Origin of the sequence: Neotamlana laminarinivorans, assembly GCF_020523925.1 — a bacterium.
Classification (GTDB): domain Bacteria; phylum Bacteroidota; class Bacteroidia; order Flavobacteriales; family Flavobacteriaceae; genus Neotamlana; species Neotamlana laminarinivorans.
Map to the genome: position 1 here is coordinate 746,349 of NZ_JAJAPW010000001.1, position 18,974 is coordinate 765,322.

Annotated in this window: 10 protein-coding genes; all 10 read right to left on the reverse strand. The window is 34.3% G+C overall.

Annotated elements, in window-relative coordinates; genetic code table 11:
• Positions 1 to 3: 3 nt before the first annotated feature.
• Entirely contained in the window at positions 4 to 2,229 is a 2,226-nt protein-coding gene (locus tag LG649_RS03405) for a GH92 family glycosyl hydrolase (RefSeq protein WP_226540908.1), read from the reverse strand.
• Between the two features lie 6 nt (positions 2,230 to 2,235).
• Positions 2,236 to 4,536, reverse strand: a complete 2,301-nt coding sequence (locus LG649_RS03410; protein ID WP_226540909.1) for a family 20 glycosylhydrolase — start codon at positions 4,534 to 4,536, stop codon at positions 2,236 to 2,238.
• A gap of 2 nt (positions 4,537 to 4,538) precedes the next feature.
• Complete coding sequence (locus tag LG649_RS03415; RefSeq protein ID WP_226540911.1) at positions 4,539 to 6,653, reverse strand: right-handed parallel beta-helix repeat-containing protein; 2,115 nt, start codon at positions 6,651 to 6,653, stop codon at positions 4,539 to 4,541.
• Positions 6,654 to 6,665: 12 nt separating this feature from the next.
• Complete coding sequence (locus tag LG649_RS03420) at positions 6,666 to 8,228, reverse strand: sulfatase-like hydrolase/transferase (RefSeq protein WP_226540913.1); 1,563 nt, start codon at positions 8,226 to 8,228, stop codon at positions 6,666 to 6,668.
• Positions 8,216 to 10,681, reverse strand: coding sequence for a prolyl oligopeptidase family serine peptidase (locus LG649_RS03425; RefSeq protein ID WP_226540915.1), 2,466 nt, complete (start codon positions 10,679 to 10,681; stop codon positions 8,216 to 8,218). The genes LG649_RS03420 and LG649_RS03425 overlap by 13 nt, the downstream gene beginning before the upstream one ends.
• Before the next feature lie 16 nt (positions 10,682 to 10,697).
• Positions 10,698 to 11,891 carry an alpha/beta hydrolase family protein gene (locus LG649_RS03430; protein WP_226540918.1) on the reverse strand — a complete coding sequence of 398 codons (1,194 nt, stop codon included), beginning with the start codon at positions 11,889 to 11,891 and terminating at the stop codon, positions 10,698 to 10,700.
• 118 nt (positions 11,892 to 12,009) lie between these two features.
• On the reverse strand, positions 12,010 to 13,380 hold the full coding sequence (locus LG649_RS03435; RefSeq protein WP_226540919.1) for an arylsulfatase: 1,371 nt from the start codon (positions 13,378 to 13,380) through the stop codon (positions 12,010 to 12,012).
• Between the two features lie 97 nt (positions 13,381 to 13,477).
• Complete coding sequence (locus LG649_RS03440; RefSeq protein ID WP_226540921.1) at positions 13,478 to 15,091, reverse strand: glycoside hydrolase family 172 protein; 1,614 nt, start codon at positions 15,089 to 15,091, stop codon at positions 13,478 to 13,480.
• Between the two features lie 89 nt (positions 15,092 to 15,180).
• The gene (locus LG649_RS03445) at positions 15,181 to 16,521 is read right to left on the reverse strand and encodes a sulfatase family protein (RefSeq protein WP_226540923.1); all 1,341 of its coding nucleotides are present in this window, start codon (positions 16,519 to 16,521) and stop codon (positions 15,181 to 15,183) included.
• 102 nt (positions 16,522 to 16,623) lie between these two features.
• Positions 16,624 to 18,966, reverse strand: coding sequence for a GH92 family glycosyl hydrolase (locus LG649_RS03450; RefSeq protein ID WP_226540925.1), 2,343 nt, complete (start codon positions 18,964 to 18,966; stop codon positions 16,624 to 16,626).
• Positions 18,967 to 18,974 lie beyond the last annotated feature (8 nt).

The window sequence follows — 18,974 nt, forward strand, 5'->3', positions numbered from 1 at the left end:
TTGTTACAAATATTCATTAGGTTTTGGCCCTAAAACAATGTGAAGTTCGCCTCCTAACATTAACGTATGGTGCTTTATAGTAAATTCATTTATTGGTTTACCGTTTATACTCATAGATTGAATATAGGTATTCTCTTCAGATTGATTTTCTGTTGTAATTTTAAACGTTTTGCCGTTTTCTAAATTAATAGTTGCCGCTTCTACAGTTGGTGCTGTAATACTATAAACAGCTTCGGCTGGATTTATAGGGTATAACCCAATAGAAGAAAACACTAACCAAGCACTCATTTGCCCACAATCTTCATTACCACAATAACCATCTGGTTTTGTACTATATTGGGTTTTAATAATTTTACGTACCATTTCTTGGGTTTTCCAAGGCTGCCCTATTTCATTGTATAAATAGGCCACGTGATGACTTGGCTCGTTACCGTGTGCATATTGCCCAATCATTCCTGTACTAAAAATAGGCAATTTATCGTTTTTTTCAGGATAATATGTAAACATAGAATCTAGTTTGGCTGCAAATTTTTCTTTACCAACAGTTAGTTCTAGACCTGAAATATCATGTGGTACGAACCAAAAATATTGCCATCCGTTACTTTCACAAAATTCTTTAGTATATTCTTTTGCAGAAAACGGACTAATAAAGTTTCCTTTATCATCTTTAGGTCTAAAGAAAGTAGATTTTTCATCATATAAGTTTCTCCAATTCTCAGCTCGTTTGGTAAACTCTCTGTGAGCGTCAAAATTTCCCAAATCTTTAGCTAATTTGGCAATACACCAATCGTTATAAGCATATTCTAAAGTTTTTGAAACCGACCAATTTTCATGATGCTCTCCTGTAGGCACATAACCTAGTTTTTTATATAAATCAATTTGTCTTCCATCTTCATTAGCTGAAGCAATACAAGCCTCTAGAGCTTTTTGGGCATCCATAGGAATACCTTTAAAATAAGCATCAACAATTACAGGAACCGCATGATAACCAATCATCATATTAGTTTCGTTTCCTGCTAAAGACCACACAGGAAGTAAGCCTGTTTCTTCGTAATGAGATAAAAACGACTTTATCATATCTTCGGTTTCTTTTTGAGATATAATAGTATATAAAGGGTGTGTTGCTCTAAAGGTATCCCAAAGCGAGAATGTATCGTATTTATTGTAATCTTTAGCAATATGATTTTCGCCGTCTGCTCCTTTATATGCACCATCGACATCGCTGTGTAATGATGGTGTTAAAAACACATGGTACATATTAGTGTAAAATAATTCTTTTTGAGCTTCTGTACCTTCAATAGTTATTTTTGAAAGTTCTTTCTCCCAAGCAGCATCTGCTTGTTCTACTGTTTTTTCAAAATCCCAATGTGGTAATTCTGATTCAAGGTTTTTTCTAGCTCCATTAATACTTGCAGAAGATAAAGCTACTTTTACCTTAATCTGTTCATTAGCTTTAGTTTTATAATGGGCTATTATTTTTGTAAACTGACCTGTTATACTATCTCCTTTAATTTCTTTCGATTTATTAAATAACTGAGCTTTATCAAAAGGTTTAGAAAATTGCATAACAAAATACACACGCTGGTCTGCTGCCCAACCTTTAGATTTTCGGTAACCTACAATAGTTTGCTTATCCTCAATAGTTATTTTAGTTTCCATAGGTTTATCCCAATTTAAACTATAGCCTAAATCAAGAATAATTTGACTTTTATCATCTTTTGGAAACGTATATTGATGAAAACCTACTCGTTCTGTAGTGGTCAATTCAGCTTTAATACCTGAACTTAATAAATCTACCGAATAGTAACCTGGACTAGCTTCTTCTCTATCATGAGAAAACTTTGAATAAGGTCTATAATCGCCTTCTTTAGTTAAACTTTCTGTAAACTTACTATTTAATGGCATTACTAATAAATCGTACATATCGCCAGCTCCAGTTCCCGAAAGATGCGTATGACTAAAACCTGCAATGGTAGAATCTGGATAAAAATAACCTGCAATTCTGTCCCAGCCTGGTAAACCATTATCTGGGCTTAATTGTACCATACCAAACGGAGCTACCGCACCTGGATAGGTATTTCCTGGTCCATCTGTACCAGTAAAGGTATTTACGTAACTTGTAAGTTTTCTTTTTTCTTTTTCTGGTGTTACTTTTTCTTTTTTTTCTGGTGATTTGCATGCTATTATTGCAAAGCTCAAAAACACTAGTAGGTAAGTGCTATTCTTCATAAAAATTTAAAATCCTGTATTTATTGAGTTTATTAATTGTTTTTCCTCTCCTTGTAAACCAAACCATGCATTTATAACTCTAGGATTATCACTAGATCGGTATTTAATGGTAATAGGATGCCAACCTGCTTTTAATGCCACATTACCGTAGCGTTTTCTTGGTCCGTGCCAACCGCTATTATCTACAACTAATGTATCTCCAATGTATAAATAATCGCCCCCATCCGATCTTGTTTCAAACTGATAAATTCCGTCTTTTTCGGCTTTTATATAACCAGAAAACACCATATTAACCGGCTTTTTTCCTTTAAAATCTGCAATATCAACGCTATCTACAGCTTCCCATTTTGCTGTATCTTTGAGTTCAATATCTTCCACTTTTTTAAGTTTTCCTGATATTAAAAAACGTTTAAGTCCTTTTTTACTTGGTTTAATTTCTGTAGATGTTATATACTCCTTTTTCTCTACTTTGGTTTTTTTAATATCGTTAAATATATCACCTTTGTATGCTCGAGCTTTAATCTCTATAGTATCATTAACGATGAAAGGTTCTGTATATTTTGTAGTTTCCTTTGTTGGTACAGAACCATCTGTTGTGTAATAAATATCTACACCTTCTAAAGGATAAGCTAATTCCAACTTAACTTTTGTACTATCAACCATAGCCATGGTTTTATCTAAGCCTTTTACAATAGGGATGTAATAATATACTCCTAGCTCATCTAACCTTGGGTATTGTTTTTCAACGCGCGAATTAAAAGCTTCAAAATCTTTATTTTCTTTTGATGCCCAAGCATTTTCTGCCACCGCTAACATACGTGGAAATGCTTGATATTGTAAGCGTTTAAAACTTGGAATCCACTCAGACCATAAATTGGCTTGAATACCTAAAACTTTAGCTTCTTCTTCGGCTGTAAAGTTTTCTGGAACGGGTTCGTAATTATAAATTTTCTCTAAAGTATTTCCTTCATTTAAATAATCGAAATAATAGGCATCGGTTGGTGTAATTACCAATTCGTTACCATTTTCGGCCGCTTTTTTAGGTGCTTCTGGTCTCCAGCCTCTCCACCACATTACGGCTGCATCTTTGGTTAAACCACCTTCAACAATTTCGTCCCATCCCATAAGTTTTTTTCCTTTTGAATGTAAAAACTGCTCAATATCACGATTAAAAAACGACTGTAGTTCGTGTTCATCTTTTAGGTTATTATCTTTTATTGCTTTTTGGCAATGCGGACAAACTTTCCATGAGGCTATATTAACCTCATCACCTCCAATATGAATATATTCGTAAGGAAATAAATCGACAACTTCGCTTAATACATTTTTCATAAACTCGTAAGTCGTGTCTTTTCCTAAACATGACGGGTGCGTAAAAACAGTATCCCAACCCGACTCTCCAGTACATGATAAAAACGGATAATTATCTATAGCTGCTTTAAAATGCCCTGGCATATCAATTTCTGGAACCACGGTAATACATCTTTCATCGGCGTAAGCCACTATTTCTTTTATTTGTTCTTGGGTAAAGAAACCACCGTATTTACGCTCACCATCAATAGTTTTAAACTTAGCTTCATCAATGGTATAAAGTTTATTTTCTTCGGCGCGTTCCATACAAATCGTGTCTTGATTGTTTGGTGTTCTCCACGCTCCTTTTTCGGTTAATAAAGGATATTGTTTAATCTCAATTCTCCAACCTTGATCGTCAGTTAAATGCATGTGATAAATGTTCATTTTATAAAGCGCTAGGTAATCTAAAAAAGATTTAACCTCATCTATATCAATAAAATGACGACTAAAATCGTTATGCATACCTCGCCATTTAAAACGCGGCTCGTCTTCAATACTTAAACATGGTACATACCAATTTACTGAAACCTCGCTCGTACTTTCTATTTCTGCAGGCAATAATTGACGAATGGTTTGAACACCATTAAAAAATCCGCTTTCTTCGGAAGCCGAAATAATAATTTGCGACGGATTTACCACTAATTTATACGCCCCTTCTTTTAAACCTTCTACCGTTTCAAAAATTACAGCTGCAGCTGTTTTTGATGTTGATTCGCTAAACTCGAACCCTGCAGAAGTACTAAATAATCCTTTTAAATAGTTAGCTGCTTTTTTATGCGCATCTTCGGTAACTACTAATTTGGTTTTAGACTCGAACTCGAAAGCATTTTCATGAAGTTGTATGCTTGAAGGCTTTGGTATTATTGAAATATCTTCTTTGGTAAAAGATGGTTTTTGATGGGAGCAGCTCGCAAAAAGAACTGCTAAAAGTAAGAGCGTTAGGTAGTTTTTCATGGTTATCGTTTTATTTTCATTTTCATGTTGGTTTCAACCGCTTTATCAAAAGCTTCGGTTATTTCGGGTTTTAGTTTAGATTTTTCAATCCAAGCGTCATCGCCATAAATTCCAGCTTCCGAATAATTAAAAGGTTTAAACCCAATTTTCTTATAATTCTTTTTTCTTTTAAAGCTAAAATTAAAAGCTTCTGCATCTTTAAAATATGGCTTAGTAATTAGGCTATGTTTATCGAATCCTAAAGCTTTCCATTCTTTAAAATTATGGTTATTAAAGTTATAATTGGTACTACTACTATTCCAATATATATTCTTGTCAATCTCTGCAACTACAGTATCCCAAGCGCCTTTGGCCACCATACCTTCGTTAAAAATTATAATATTATTTGTGAAGGTAAACGACTTATGCTTTTCTGGAATTGTACATTGCAATTGATATTTTTTTGCAAAGGCTAAAATGTTATTTTTTACAACATTATGCTTTCCATAGTTTTGCTGAAATCCGCCAGTTTTTGTACTATAAACTAAGTTGTTTTTAAACACAATTCCTGTAGAACCTTCGTCGGCATACATGCCCCAGCCACCGTAAGAATACGAATGTATATGATGAATCAAATTATTTTCGACCACCGTACCTTCTGAAGCTCCCAAAGTATAAATTCCGGCCATATCGCTTAATAAAGCCCAACCAATATGATGTATATGATTATAAGAAATTGTGTTACGTTTTGCTAAACTTGGTTTATAACCCCAAACCCAACCAACAGAAACTCCGGTATAGAAAAAGTTACCAATATCGTTATGAGTTATCGTGTTGTCTGAACTATGTCCAACCCAAACACCAACGGCTGCCGGAAATTCTTGCCCACCAGATTTTATAATATTATTTTCTACTGAAATGTGATGTGTATGAAGCTCGTTTTGCAACGGTTTAAAATCGCCCAAATAAACACCACCGCCACCAATGTTATGAATGTATGTTTTATTGATTGATGAATAGCTACAACCTTTACCAAACCAAACCGCATGCTGACCAATATTTGAAACTTCGCAATTGCTTATATTTATATGCTTGGCATTTTCAACCAGAATGGCTGCATTTAAAATAGCTGCCGCCTGATTAGGCTCGGAACCTGTTGGAGGTATTTTATAATGACAATGTTTAAAGATTAAGCCTTCAAAATTAACATACTGTACATACTTATTTTCACTAGCATTACCTGCAATTGTTATTAAATTCCCCAAAACGGGAGCAATAAACTCGGTATTATTAATGGTTTCACCATCCTTGGGTTTGTAAAGTAAAATGCCGTTATCTTTTAAAAACCATTCACCGGGAGCATCAAGTGCGGCTTCGTAGTTTTCAAGAATTATGCGTCTATCCTTTTTTAACGGATTCCAAGGTTTCATACCTTTTCCTGAAGTTACTATTTTGCTGTTATCGGCAATAAAATCATCAATATGCCTTAACGTATAATCCCATTTATGATAGGCTTTAAAACGTACATTTTTAAGTTCGTTTGGCTTTATATTTTGCAAAGCTTTTGCGCCGTTACTATCTAAATAAATAATTTGTTCGGCACGTTCTGCAACTTTAGATTTACCTTGTTTCCAAATGTTTTGAAAAACTGTATCTATTTTAATAAAACCTTGGTTTGGTGTTTTAGCTAAAGTCGCTCGGTTATTATTAACGTATAACTGATCGAATTTCCAGTTGTAATACACCGATTCCGGAACTTTAGTTTGCCACAATCCGGTTTCTGTTTCAATAAAATTTGAAATTGTTTTGCCTCCACTAAAAACAGGATGTGCACCTTCTTCTGCTTTATAAATTATTGGGTATTCTTCCGTTCCACTGTCTTCTGGAAATAACTCCAAAGGCGCTTTCATAACATACAATCCGTCTTTGACAATTACCGTGAAAGCTTGTGTTTTAAACGATTGATTTTCCTTTAAAAGCCTTATTGCATTTCTAGCTCCAATTAAAGTAGCTAAAGGCTCTGTTTTAGTTCCCAAATTAGCATCGTTACCATTTGGAGATATGTAAATTTTATGTTGTGCATTTAAGTTGAAACTTAAAAACACGATAGCGAAAACTATGTGTTTAATATTATTCAAAATTGAAATATTTTATTTTTTATGTTCGACTGGTGTAGTACTCAACTTTAAAAATTGCTCTTCGGTAGCTAAGCCCATCATATTATTTTTTCTGTGCTTAATACGCTCTGCAGCTTTGTCTAAAAATTTTAAATCTACATCTGTTCGTAAACCTTTTGTTTTAGTATACTTCGGATTATTATCTAAACTTGGCAAAGCATCAACTTTTGTTTGAAATTCGCTTACTACAGATTGTAAATTAGCGTCATCAATTAAGTTTATAGTTTCGTAAGGATCTTCTTTTAAATTGTAAATTCTGTGTACTTTTTGAAGCGTATCAACATATACTTTATACTGCTCGTTTCGCAATACACGATCTCTAAATTGCAACGCATTCACAAGCCAACCATCTTTATTAATATGCCCCGGCAAACCACCCATAGACAAAATATAATCTCTGTTAGTCCTTGATGCTTTTTCGGTTAAAACTTTAGCAAACGAATGGCCATCAAGATTTAAATGTTCGTTGTTTGTGGCACCTGCTAATTCTAAGAACGTTGGAAACATATCCGTAAAATCGACCAGAGCATCGGTTTCAAAATGTTTATTATCTGGTGTTTTTACAATGAAGGGTGCATTAATCCCGTTTTCGGTTAAATAAGCTTTTCCGCCTCTAATATACTTTCCGTTTCTTTTACCAATAATTGATGGCGACGTACCGTTGTCTGTAGTTAAAACCACATAAGTGTTTTTTGCCAAGCCTGATATTTCAAGATTATCTAGAATTTTTCCAATGATAAAATCGGTATAACGCACCATGGCTCTATGCTTTTCATATTTTGTTTTTACGTTTGGCTCTAGAGGCGTATGAACAAAAGGTGAATGCGTTAAAACCATTGGATAATAAATACAAAACGGATTGTTATTATTGGTATTCATAAAATCGATTACAAAATCTGAAAACAGATCTGGACCGAATTTACCTTCGTAGGTTTTACTACCTTCTTTTGTGAAAATATAAGGATTCCAATAGCGTTTATCGCTTGGTTTATTACCCGATTCGTAACCTGTCCACATGCAAAATTCATCGAAACCTGTTTTTTGCATCACATTTGGCTCTATTCTAAAATCGTTTATTTGCCATTTACCAGCAATACAAGTTTTGTAACCCGATTCTTGTAAAGCTTTGGCAAAACTTGGGTTTTTATCGGCATCAAAATTAGCACCATGTCCCCAACGAGGCACATCGTAATGGTTAACCCAACCATTTTGGTAAGGATACTGACCTGTAATTAAAGCCACACGACTTGGTGTACATTGTGGCATTGAATATACATTATTGAATTTTATACTCGTATTAACTAAGGCATCAATATTTGGGGTATTAATTTCTGAAGCTCCATAGCTTGTAAACCATTCTTTACCTAAATCATCTACTAAAATAAATATGAAATTAGGCTTTTCATTAGTTTCAGAAATCACCTTTTTTTCAACGTTTTGCTTACAAGACCATGCAAAGCTAATGGCTATAATTAGCAGTAAACTAAGTTTTAAGTTATTTGATATTTTAATAAACATAAACCTTAGTTTTTCCATTCAATTTCGCCGTTTTCTAAACTCCAATCATTACCGTAATACCCAATGGCTTCCACAGCATTAACACCGTCATTATAAATGGTATTATTAAAAATTATAACATCGGGAGTATCTGTTCCAGAACCAAAGTATTTGTTTTGGTTGGCCGATTTAAACCCGTTTATTCCCGTACCTGTAATTACCGCAATTGACGCCGTTTTACTATCCGTTCTTGGGTAAGTTAAATAGGCGCTATAATTATCACCTTTTAGTATTTTGTTTCCAACTTTAATTTCGTTGCGTTTTACTTGCACCGGACTATCTTTCAACAATACTTTCCAAGCGCTGTTTGTTGAAGCATTTCCGTAAAGGATAACCGAACGATCTTTATATTTTTTAAGTGAAAACTCTTTATCTGAAATGATATCGATAGAGCCATTACCTCGGTAATAGAATGTTTCGGCATCAAAACGGGCTTTATTAAACGCCCAATTGTTTTCGGCAGTAGTTCCTTTTGTACCATAAACAAACAGCATATTGTTTTTAAACGCTTCTTTAAAATTACCGTAGCGTGTTGGGTTTTTCTCGAACGTATTGCTAGGAGCTTCTGCTATTTTCCAAGAATCATTTAATTTTTCAAACCAAATATCATTCTTGTTTTTAGCATCAATATTATTAAACTTAACACCATCAATTGTAATATTTACAGTGTCTGAAGCTTTAGTATGTTCAAGATTAACTTTAAACTTTTTTAAGTTTTCGGTTTCAAAAGAAATGTGTCTCGTTTTTAAAACTTCATTCTTTTTTATTTGTTTTTCGGTTCTTACGTTTTGAGTGCCTTTTATACTTGTAAACTCAAACAATTTTTCTTGTTGATATAAGCTTACATATCTACTTTCTGAAGACACACCTGGATTTACCGTTTTAAACTCAAAAGTTTTTACCGCATCGTTATATGGAATGGTATGCCATTTAAAATAATCGAAAATGGTGTGGAAATCAATACCAAACCAATGCTTTTTATCTTCATATTCTAAATAGGCAAAATCTGGATGAAACTCTGCTAAATGCTTTTTCATAAAACGTGCTTGATCTACCGAAACTACCTCATCGGCATCGCCATGTTGAATATAAACGCCGTGATGTAAATAGTTTCTAGATAATTCTAAAGTATGACTCGCATAATTAGAACGCGTAAACATATGTTCAATAGCCGATTCGTTTTCCGCTTTCTCTTTTCCAGCATACGAAAACAAGGAATACCAACCCGAAATTGGTGCAATAGCAGCCCATTTATTAGGAAAGGTAGCGCCTAAATGCCAAGTACCATGACCACCCATAGAATGCCCTGTTAAATAGGTTCGTTTTGGGTCTGTGCCATACATATCTTCAGCTATTTTTTGAACTTCCATAGCATCCCAACGGCCCCAATCTTCCCAATTGAAACCAAAAGGTCTGCGGTTTGTTGGAGCAAAAACATGTCCCCAATCTTTTGCTTTATAAGACGCTGCTTGATTTCTAGCTTCAACACTTGCCCCGTGTACGGATAAAAACATCGCTGGTTGTTCATCTGTTTTTAAATCGCCTTCTTTAACTGAAAAATATTGTACACTGCCGTCAATGTTTGAAACAAATGTTCTGGAATAACGATCTTGCGGTGTACGCACGTGATATAAAACCGAGGTTTCATCAACTAACTTATTATTGTTATATAATTTTAAATGGACTCTAACCGTGTCTTTTTCAGTATAATTATCTTTAACCTTATAGGCTACTTTACGCATTGCCATTGGAATAATAGACGCAGCTTTAGTTTCTATAACTTCACCATTACTTTCAGCAACTATTTTTAGGTTTTTTAAGCTGTTTTTTGATGCATTTAAAATTCTAACCGAACCTATTTTGGTATCGTTTTCTGTGGTTAAAAAATCTGGAATTGTCATATCTCGTTTTAAAAACGAAATAGGTTTAACCACCGGTAATAATTGTAAATTTACTTGTCCGCGACCACCTTTTACTAAAAATGTATTCTCGCCTTTTTTTATTTGAATTGGATGAAAAGTTAAGTGCTTATTATACACATCACCACCACGAGGTACACCATTTACAAAAACCTCGTTATGCCCAGATATTTCTAAAATACGAAGCTCTTCTACTGGGGAATTATAGGTTATAAATAAATAACCACCGCGTAGTTTTCTGCTTTTAAAAACACCTTTTTCATCGGCAGTAACAATTTCCCATCGCTCAACCTCATCTCTTCTATTTAAACCAATGCTGTCATTTTCTTTAGGTTTATAATGTTCTTGAGTAATAAAACTATGAAAAACAGGATCTTTATAAATCATGCTTCTTCTAGCCTGACTTGTACTACCTACCATTAAACCTTTGGTTAATGGAATGGTATCTTGAGCTATTAAAACGACTGTTGAAAATAATGCTATTAATAAGGTTGAGAGACTTTTGATTTTCATTATTGTATTTAGTTAATTAATTCTTTGTATTGTTATCTTTATTAAGTTGAATAAACTCTGAACTCACCATTAAGCCTTCGCCATCCATAACCTCAATAAAACCAAGTATAGCATCTTTAGGTATTTCGGCTTTAATTTGCGGATTTAAAATGGTAGCAGGTACTTTTTGCCAATGACGATTTACCCACTTTCCAGAATCTTTGGTGTAAACCAGATTTGCAGATTTAACAGTTGAAGTTGTATGAAACTCAACCTGTATGACGTGTAATTTAATTTGAGGTTTTTCTATTTCAATTAATGCTTTATCGCCTTTTACTATACTGTTAGCAAAGGCATAAATTTCTTTAGGTTTCCATCCTGCATAATGTCCATGAGGCATATTTAATTTATAATATTTTGTTACTTCGCCGTTTACTGCCTGGGCTGATTTTTGTGTAGATAATAAAGGAAAATGCTTATCATTAGTTCCATTAATCCATAATGTAGGTATTCTTACATTATTAAAATAGGCAGACCCGTCGTAATTTAAATTAACAAATTCAGTATACTTTCCTGGTTTTATATTTTCACCCTGCAAACCGTCTGAATCAGGTAAAAAACCACAGCCATAAACAGGAATAGCAAATTTGAAACGATTATCCAATCCAATAACTGTACTCGTTAATATACCACCCCAACTTATACCAGTAATTCCAATTTTATTTGGATTAACCTCTGAGAAAGAACGCAACAATGAATTTGCATGAATAACCTGAGCGACAGCATGATAATACCATTGTTCAGTTATTGGTTTTTCAAAATCATTAAACGTACCAACTCTAGTTAATCCTGGATTTTCGGTTGGTATTCTTGGGCTTTTTTTATCATTAATATCTTCAGTTATTGGATAATGTCCTTCCAAATCCATGCTTATAGCAGCATAACCATGTTTATTCCACTTTTTTACCCATTCATGAAAAGCAGTTCCGCCTCCACCGTGTACACAAACTACAGCAGGCCACCCATCCTTAGGGGTATCTCCTTCAGGTATACCGTAATAGGCAAAAACCTCAACTTTTTGTCCACTAACAGGACTAGACTCATATAAAATACTTGTTACTCCTTCTTGTTTCGCTTTTTCTGTTTTTCTCCAGTTAGGAGTTTTATATAATTGTTCTAAATTCCATGGTGACTTTATTTTTTGAGTAGTGCATGACACCATCAATGTCATATAGCATAAATATATGATATACCTTAACCTTTTTACATTAATAAATAAAGACGCGCAACTTCTTAACATTTTTAAATTGATTTAATTATTTCAGAATTTTAAAACCATTTTGACTATGTTATTTTTGATCTTGTTTCTTTCTAAACTCCACATCTTCTATACTTAACCTTGAACCTCCCTCAAGAACTGCACGCTCTTCATTAACCATCATAGGAACTGTCTCCATCCACCAATCTTCATAGAATTCTCGCATTTTTTGCACCAACTCTGGATATTGGTCTAAAACATTAATACTTTCGTTAGGGTCATTTTTGATATCAAAAAGGTATTTGTTATCCACCAAACGAAAACGCTTATTTTGAATAGCATACTTTTTATATTTATTATCTTCAAATTTTCCATCCTTCCATCTACCTACATGACAAACCATAAATCGGTCACTAAAATTGTTGTTATCATCTAATAACAGAGGTACTAAGCTTTTTCCGTCAACTTTCTTTTCTAGATTTAATTGACACAAATCTGACAATGTGGGCAAAAAATCAATACCACCTGTTAACTCATCAACTACACGATTTCCTTCAAAATACTCAGGGCAATGGAAATAACATGGTACTCTTGTTCCTCCTCGATATTGAGACCCCTTAGACCCTCGCATTCCTGCATTATAACCTCCGAGAACATGACCATTATCCGTCATATAAATCAGTAATGTATTTTCATAAATACCTTTTTTCTTTAATTGGTTTATTATCTTACCAACGTTCATATCTATATTTGAAATCATACCGTAGTATGTCTCTCGTTTTTTTATATCCTGAGTTCCCAAATACTGTTCTTTAAATTCATCTGGACAATCAAATGGACCATGAGCAGAGTTAGTTGCTATATAACAAAAAAAAGACTTTTTCTCTTGTAATTGATTATCAATCCATTTCGCCGCTTCATCAAATAAAATATCTGTACGGTATCCTTTGTAAGAAATCATTTTTCCGTTCAGCATCATATCTGGATTAAAATGTTCACGATAATGACTCACTAAAGACGTTTCAAAACCTCTTGATCTTGCACTATACTCATCATCAAACACATCATTTCCTAAATGCCATTTTCCAAAATGCCCTGTTGTATAGCCTGCTTCTCGAAAATATTCAGGGAGTAACTTTTCATCTAAATTTAAATATGCTCTTGGATATTTTGTATGTGTAACTCCAACACGAAATTCGTGTTTTCCAGACATTAATTGTGCTCTGGAAGGTGAGCAAGTCGCTGCCACATGAAAATTCTCAAAACTTACAGAACTAGAAGCTAAAGCATCTATATTTGGCGTTTTTATGAATTCATTGCCATAATTTCCATGTTCACCATAACTGTAATCATCACCTATTATAAAGACTACATTTCTTTTGTTCTCATCATGATTGTTTTCTGACTTGCATCCAATTAAGAAAAAACCTAACAAGGTTAGTACTATTATATTAATTTTCATTTTATAAAATTCTTTTAATATTAAACTTCATTATTATAGAATTTTAACAAACTTTATCTATAATATCAATTAAAAAAACTATTCTAATAGAGTTTATTTAGTTAATTAATTCTTTTTCGGTTTTTAAAAGGTTTTTAACTCCTTCCGGATCTGGAGTTCTGTTTGATGTTGTTGCCGCATTTCCATACCAATACACGCCTACGCCATATTCCATATCGCATTTAGTCCAACTCCAAATTTCCATATCTAATTGTAAAGACGAACCAAAAGGCATACCATCTAAAGAACGAGTACGTGTTTCTGTACTATATTTTTGGGTGTTTCGTGTGCCAAATTCGGCTTCAGGTTTTCTATTAATTTTATTGTAAACATTGCTAGCTGTTTGCGCATGAAATGGATGCTCGTAAAAATCGTTACTCATACCGCCCCAAGAATAACCGTAGTAATCTTCGGTTCCGGTTCCGAATATAGATGGAAAATCTTCTCCATCTACCCAAATTTTTTCATCGCCTTCGCCCCACCATCTTTTTACAGGATTCCAAATGGTTAAAGCGTCGCCAACATACACGCCTTTACCTTTTATGGTAACATAATTCCAATCGGAAAATGGTCTGGTTGAAACTGGATATTCGCCTCTCCAAGCTGCATTAAAATACATGCTGTTTTCGTCCCAAGTATAATCTCCAACGTTGGCTTCTAATTCTAAATCTACAGGTTCTTTACCAAGATTAACTACAGATATTTTTCCTGAATTTTGATATGGCATTACCCATCTGCTCGCCATTGTTCCATCATTAGCTACAGTCCTGTACCAACCTTGAAACGGATTTAAACCTACTCCACTTCCAAAAAAGTCTCCTATGGGACACCAAACGGTTTCTTGTCCATCGAACTGAATTTTTAAAACGACAGAACGGGTAACTGTAGAGTCTTTGTAACTTCCCAATTTTAAAGATAAATCTCTTATGGCTTTGGTGCCTTGGGCTAAGTTTAGAAACTTTTCTTCGCCTTGTTTTAAAGTTTCATTTAATTGCAATGTTTCGCCTTGTTCTGTTACTTTTGGCCTTAACAAAGCTTCGCCTACTGTTTTTATTAATTCAGTTTCTTTCTTAAAATCTTCAACCGTAAACGTTTTTATTTGGGTTCCTTCTGTATATTCTCTGTAAGTGAATTGATAGAAAAAAGGTTTTTCCGTTACTGTAATTTTACAGCTTTTTGAATACGGAATTGGAAAAAAGGATACTGCAGAACGTATTGATTTATGTGCAAAAGGAAACGGAAACAGTCCTGTTCCGTTTAAAAGTCCTAGCATATTTCCTTGTAAGGTTGGTTGCTCTGCTCCATCTAAATAAATTTTAATTATGCTAGTTGTTGTTGGCTTTTTGGCGTTTAAAAATGGCATCCAAGTACGTACAATTGCACCTGGGCCTTGATGATCCATTAAAACCCATTCTTTTTCTCCATTATTTTCTTCTACACGAATAAAATTTTTGTCGCTTCCTTTAGAATTAAAATCGTGATTTATAAACCAACCAACAGTATCGTTTGGTGTTTTTGATAATCTGTTATAGCTACTTTCTTGTTTTAAACGAAACTCATTTTTTGGAAATTTTGATATAGCTTCGCGATCTATCATTTCATTTAATAAGGATTCAATTGACACCGTTTCGTCTACTTTTACTTGTGTGCAAGCCGTTAAAACGATACACATTAATAAAACTATCGTTTTATTAATATTTATAAACCTAGTAATTTTTTTGTTTTGTAAATTCACGCGGTAGATATATAGTTTATTGGTTGTTAATTTTGGTAGTGTACATCGTCATCTTGTTGTTTCATCCAATCTTGAATAGCCGTTTTTAATTCCGCTATTCTTGAACCGTATTCTGGTTTATTGGCAAGATTATTAAACTCATAAGGATCTTCATTTAAATTGTACAATTCAAATTCTGGTCGTTTTTTATAACGCTGTACCAAGTTACTTGCAGATTCATTATAACCTGCTTTTTCAAGCCAAGACAGATATATTTGCCTCACATCTCTATCGAGCATTTTTTTATCGACATAACCATAATCAAAGCCGTTAATTACACGTACTGCGTACAGATTATCTGGCGTTAAATTCCAAATCAATTTAAATTTACCATCGGTTACTGCTCTAGATGCATATTCTGGACCTTCACTACCACTATTGTACAAGAAAAAAGCGTATTCTCGATGTGTATTTGCCTTTTTATTAATAATTGGCATTAAGCTTTTGCCATCGAGATTTGTAGGTACTTTTCCTCCTGCTGCGTCTATTAGCGTTGGAAGAATATCGCAATATTGGGCAATAGCATTAGTTTCTAATTTTTGATTATATGATTTTGGCCATTTCATTACACAAGCAGACCGCACGCCCCAATCGTAGGTGGTCCATTTTCCACCAGGCATTCCCGTACCGTTTTCATCTAAAACAATCATTGCAGTGTTTTTTTCTAGACCATTATCTTTTATAAGGTTTAGGGCTTTACCAACTTGCTCGTCAAACGCTCTAACTTCTGCTAAATATTCACGAAAGTATTTGCGCGTAACGTCAGTATCTACAAGATTATCTGGTAGAATCAATTCTTCTGTATTCCATAAACTGCTATCTCCGGCATCCCATGGAGCGTGCGCATTAACAGAGCAAATAAGTAAACAAAAAGGTTGATTAGGATTGCGCGTAACAAACTCCTTTACGCCGCTCCAATCCTCCGGTGCTGGCCCTCTAAAACCAACACTTTGCGTAAAACCATCAATAAACTCATACGGATAAACCGATTTTGGTTTAAAATGTCTTTTCCCTGTTAATCCCACACGATAGCCTAACTTTTCTAAATGTTGCACAATACTTAGCGTGCCTTTTTTTGTTGCAGCATGGTTAATAGAACAACCATTTTTTACAGGCATTAAACCGGTCATTAATTCTGCTCGTGCTGGTGCACAAATAGCCTGAGAAACAAACATGTTGGTAAACTTTATACCTTCGCTTGCCAGTTGGTCGATATTAGGAGATGTATTTGGGTTTGGAGAACCATAGCAACCTAAGGTATTGGAGCTAATATCATCTGCTAATACAATAACAAAATTCGGTTTTTGCTGTTTCTGTGCGTTAAGCAATGAGCAAAAGCTTAGGAATACAAATAAAAAAAATGTTATTCTATTAAGCTTCATCTGGTCGTATTCCTTTTTTAGTTTACTCTCTATTTACTCTAAATTGAATTAACTTTTTATTTTTGGCGTTGCCCCCATTTCAAACTCTAAAACACCACCGTTTACAATTTCGTCGTGGGTAATATAATACCTGTCTAAAATTTTGCTGTTCAATTTGATAGATTGGATATAAATATTTTCTTCTGAATTATTATGAGCTATAATTTTGAAGGTTTTTCCTGAATAATAATTCTTATCCAATTTTATTTCAGCTTCTGAAAATACCGGACTTGTAATTTGATATTTATTATCTCCAGGATTTATAGGATGAATTCCTATAGAAGCTAAAACATACCATGCCGACATTTGCCCAACATCTTCATTGCCGCATAACCCAAAAGCATCTGTTCCATAAGCGTTTTCACAAATTTTACGTGTATACTTTTGTGTTAAATGTGGCGCGTCGGCTTCGTTTAACATAAATGGCACATGATGTACTGGCTCGTTTGGATGATTGTAATAGTTATTCCAAAGAAAATCTTCTGGTGTATTTTCAAAGAAAGAAATTAACTCGTTTTTAAACGCCGCTTCGCCTCCCATAAGTTCTTTTAAACCAGCTATATCATGTGGTACAAACCAACCTTGTTGATACGGATTACTTTCTATACAACCTTGACCGTGTTTTGTTTTTCCTTCCCATGGTAACCAAGTTCCTGTACTATCTTTAGCTCTAAACCAATTTACCTCATCGTTCCAAATATTTTTATAATTTTTACTGCGCTTAAAATATTCTTTAGCCACATCTGCTTTTCCTAAAGATTCTGCCATAGTTGCCAAAGCCCAATCGGAATAGGCATATTCTAAGGTTTTAGAAATGTGTTTATGGGAATAACCAAGTGTTCCATTACCAGTGTTATTTACCGTGTTTAAGGAATAGGTAAACGCTTTTTCAACATCGTAATTGCGGATGCCTTTTTGGTAGGCATCGTTAATAACCGAAACTGCAGGATTACCTAACATAACACCAGAATACGAATTTAACATTTCCCAACGTGGTAAATATTCGCGACCGCTTAACTCTGCCATTTGAATTAGCGAATTAATTTCATCGTTTACTAAACTTGGATTAATTATGGTTTGAAGTGGAAACTGTGAACGAAAAACATCCCAACCACTAAAAATGGTGCGGTATGTAAAATCATTAGTTTGATGTATTTTTTTATCTGCTCCAACATAATTTCCGTTGACATCTGAAAAAGCACGAGGATCAATTAACGTATGATACAACGACGTATAAAAAATAGTTTTTTCTGCATCTGTGCCGCCTTCAACCGAAATATTAGAAATAGCATCACTCCACAAATCCTTAGCTTCTTGTCTGGTTTTATCAAAATCCCAGTGATTAATGTCGTGCTCTAAATTTTCTTTTGCGCCTTCGATACTTACAAATGAAATTCCACTTTTTACTAAAACTTGTTCGCCGGCTTTGGTATTAAAATTGGTATAAAAACCTAAATGTTCGCCTTGTAATTCGGTTTTATCGGTATAAATTTTAGCGTTTTTAATGGCGTTTTGGTAATTATCTTTACGTATCCAACGCATTTTGCGTTTTACATCTGGTAAATCTGCACTCCAAATGCCATAATCTTTTAAAGGCTTGCTAAATTGACAATAGAAATACACCACATAATCGGCGTTTCCGGCACCAGCGCCCCAACCACCACCTTCTGGCGGACATTTCATCCAACCTTGAATGGTGTTTTCGTTTACTATTTTTATGTATTGTTCGGTTGATGTACCACCTACTCTACGCGCTAAATCTATTTGCACACGAGAACTATCGCTTTCTGGATAAGTAAAACGAATAATTCCTGCTCTTGGCGATGAAGTTAATTCTGTTCGCACCTTGTAATCGTCCATAGTTACTGCATAATATCCTGCTTCTGTAACTTCGGTATCATGTGAATATCGCGAACGGTAACCACTTTCTGGGTCTTTTTCAACGCCTCTATTCGTTTGTAATTTTCCTACGGTTGGCGTTACTAAAAAATTTCCTAAATCGCCAAACCAACCAATACCACTCATGTGTGTAAAACTAAAACCTTCTATAGTAGAATGCTCGTAGGAATATCCAGGGCCGTTATCGCCATCGGAAACCGTATCTGGGCTTAATTGTACTAAACCAAAAGGTGTTGCCGAACCTGGGAATGTTTTACCAAAACCGTGAGCATCTTTAGATTTTTTACCGTAGGTAACTGCACCAATTATTGGGTCGATATAATCTACCGGCTCTTTTGTGTTATTATCAGCTTCAACCGTTTTGGTATTTTTTGTTGTAGAACATGCAATAGCCAATAGCACACTTGAAACTAAAGTGAAATAGACCGATATTTTTAACCTTTTAATTTTCATGTAACGTA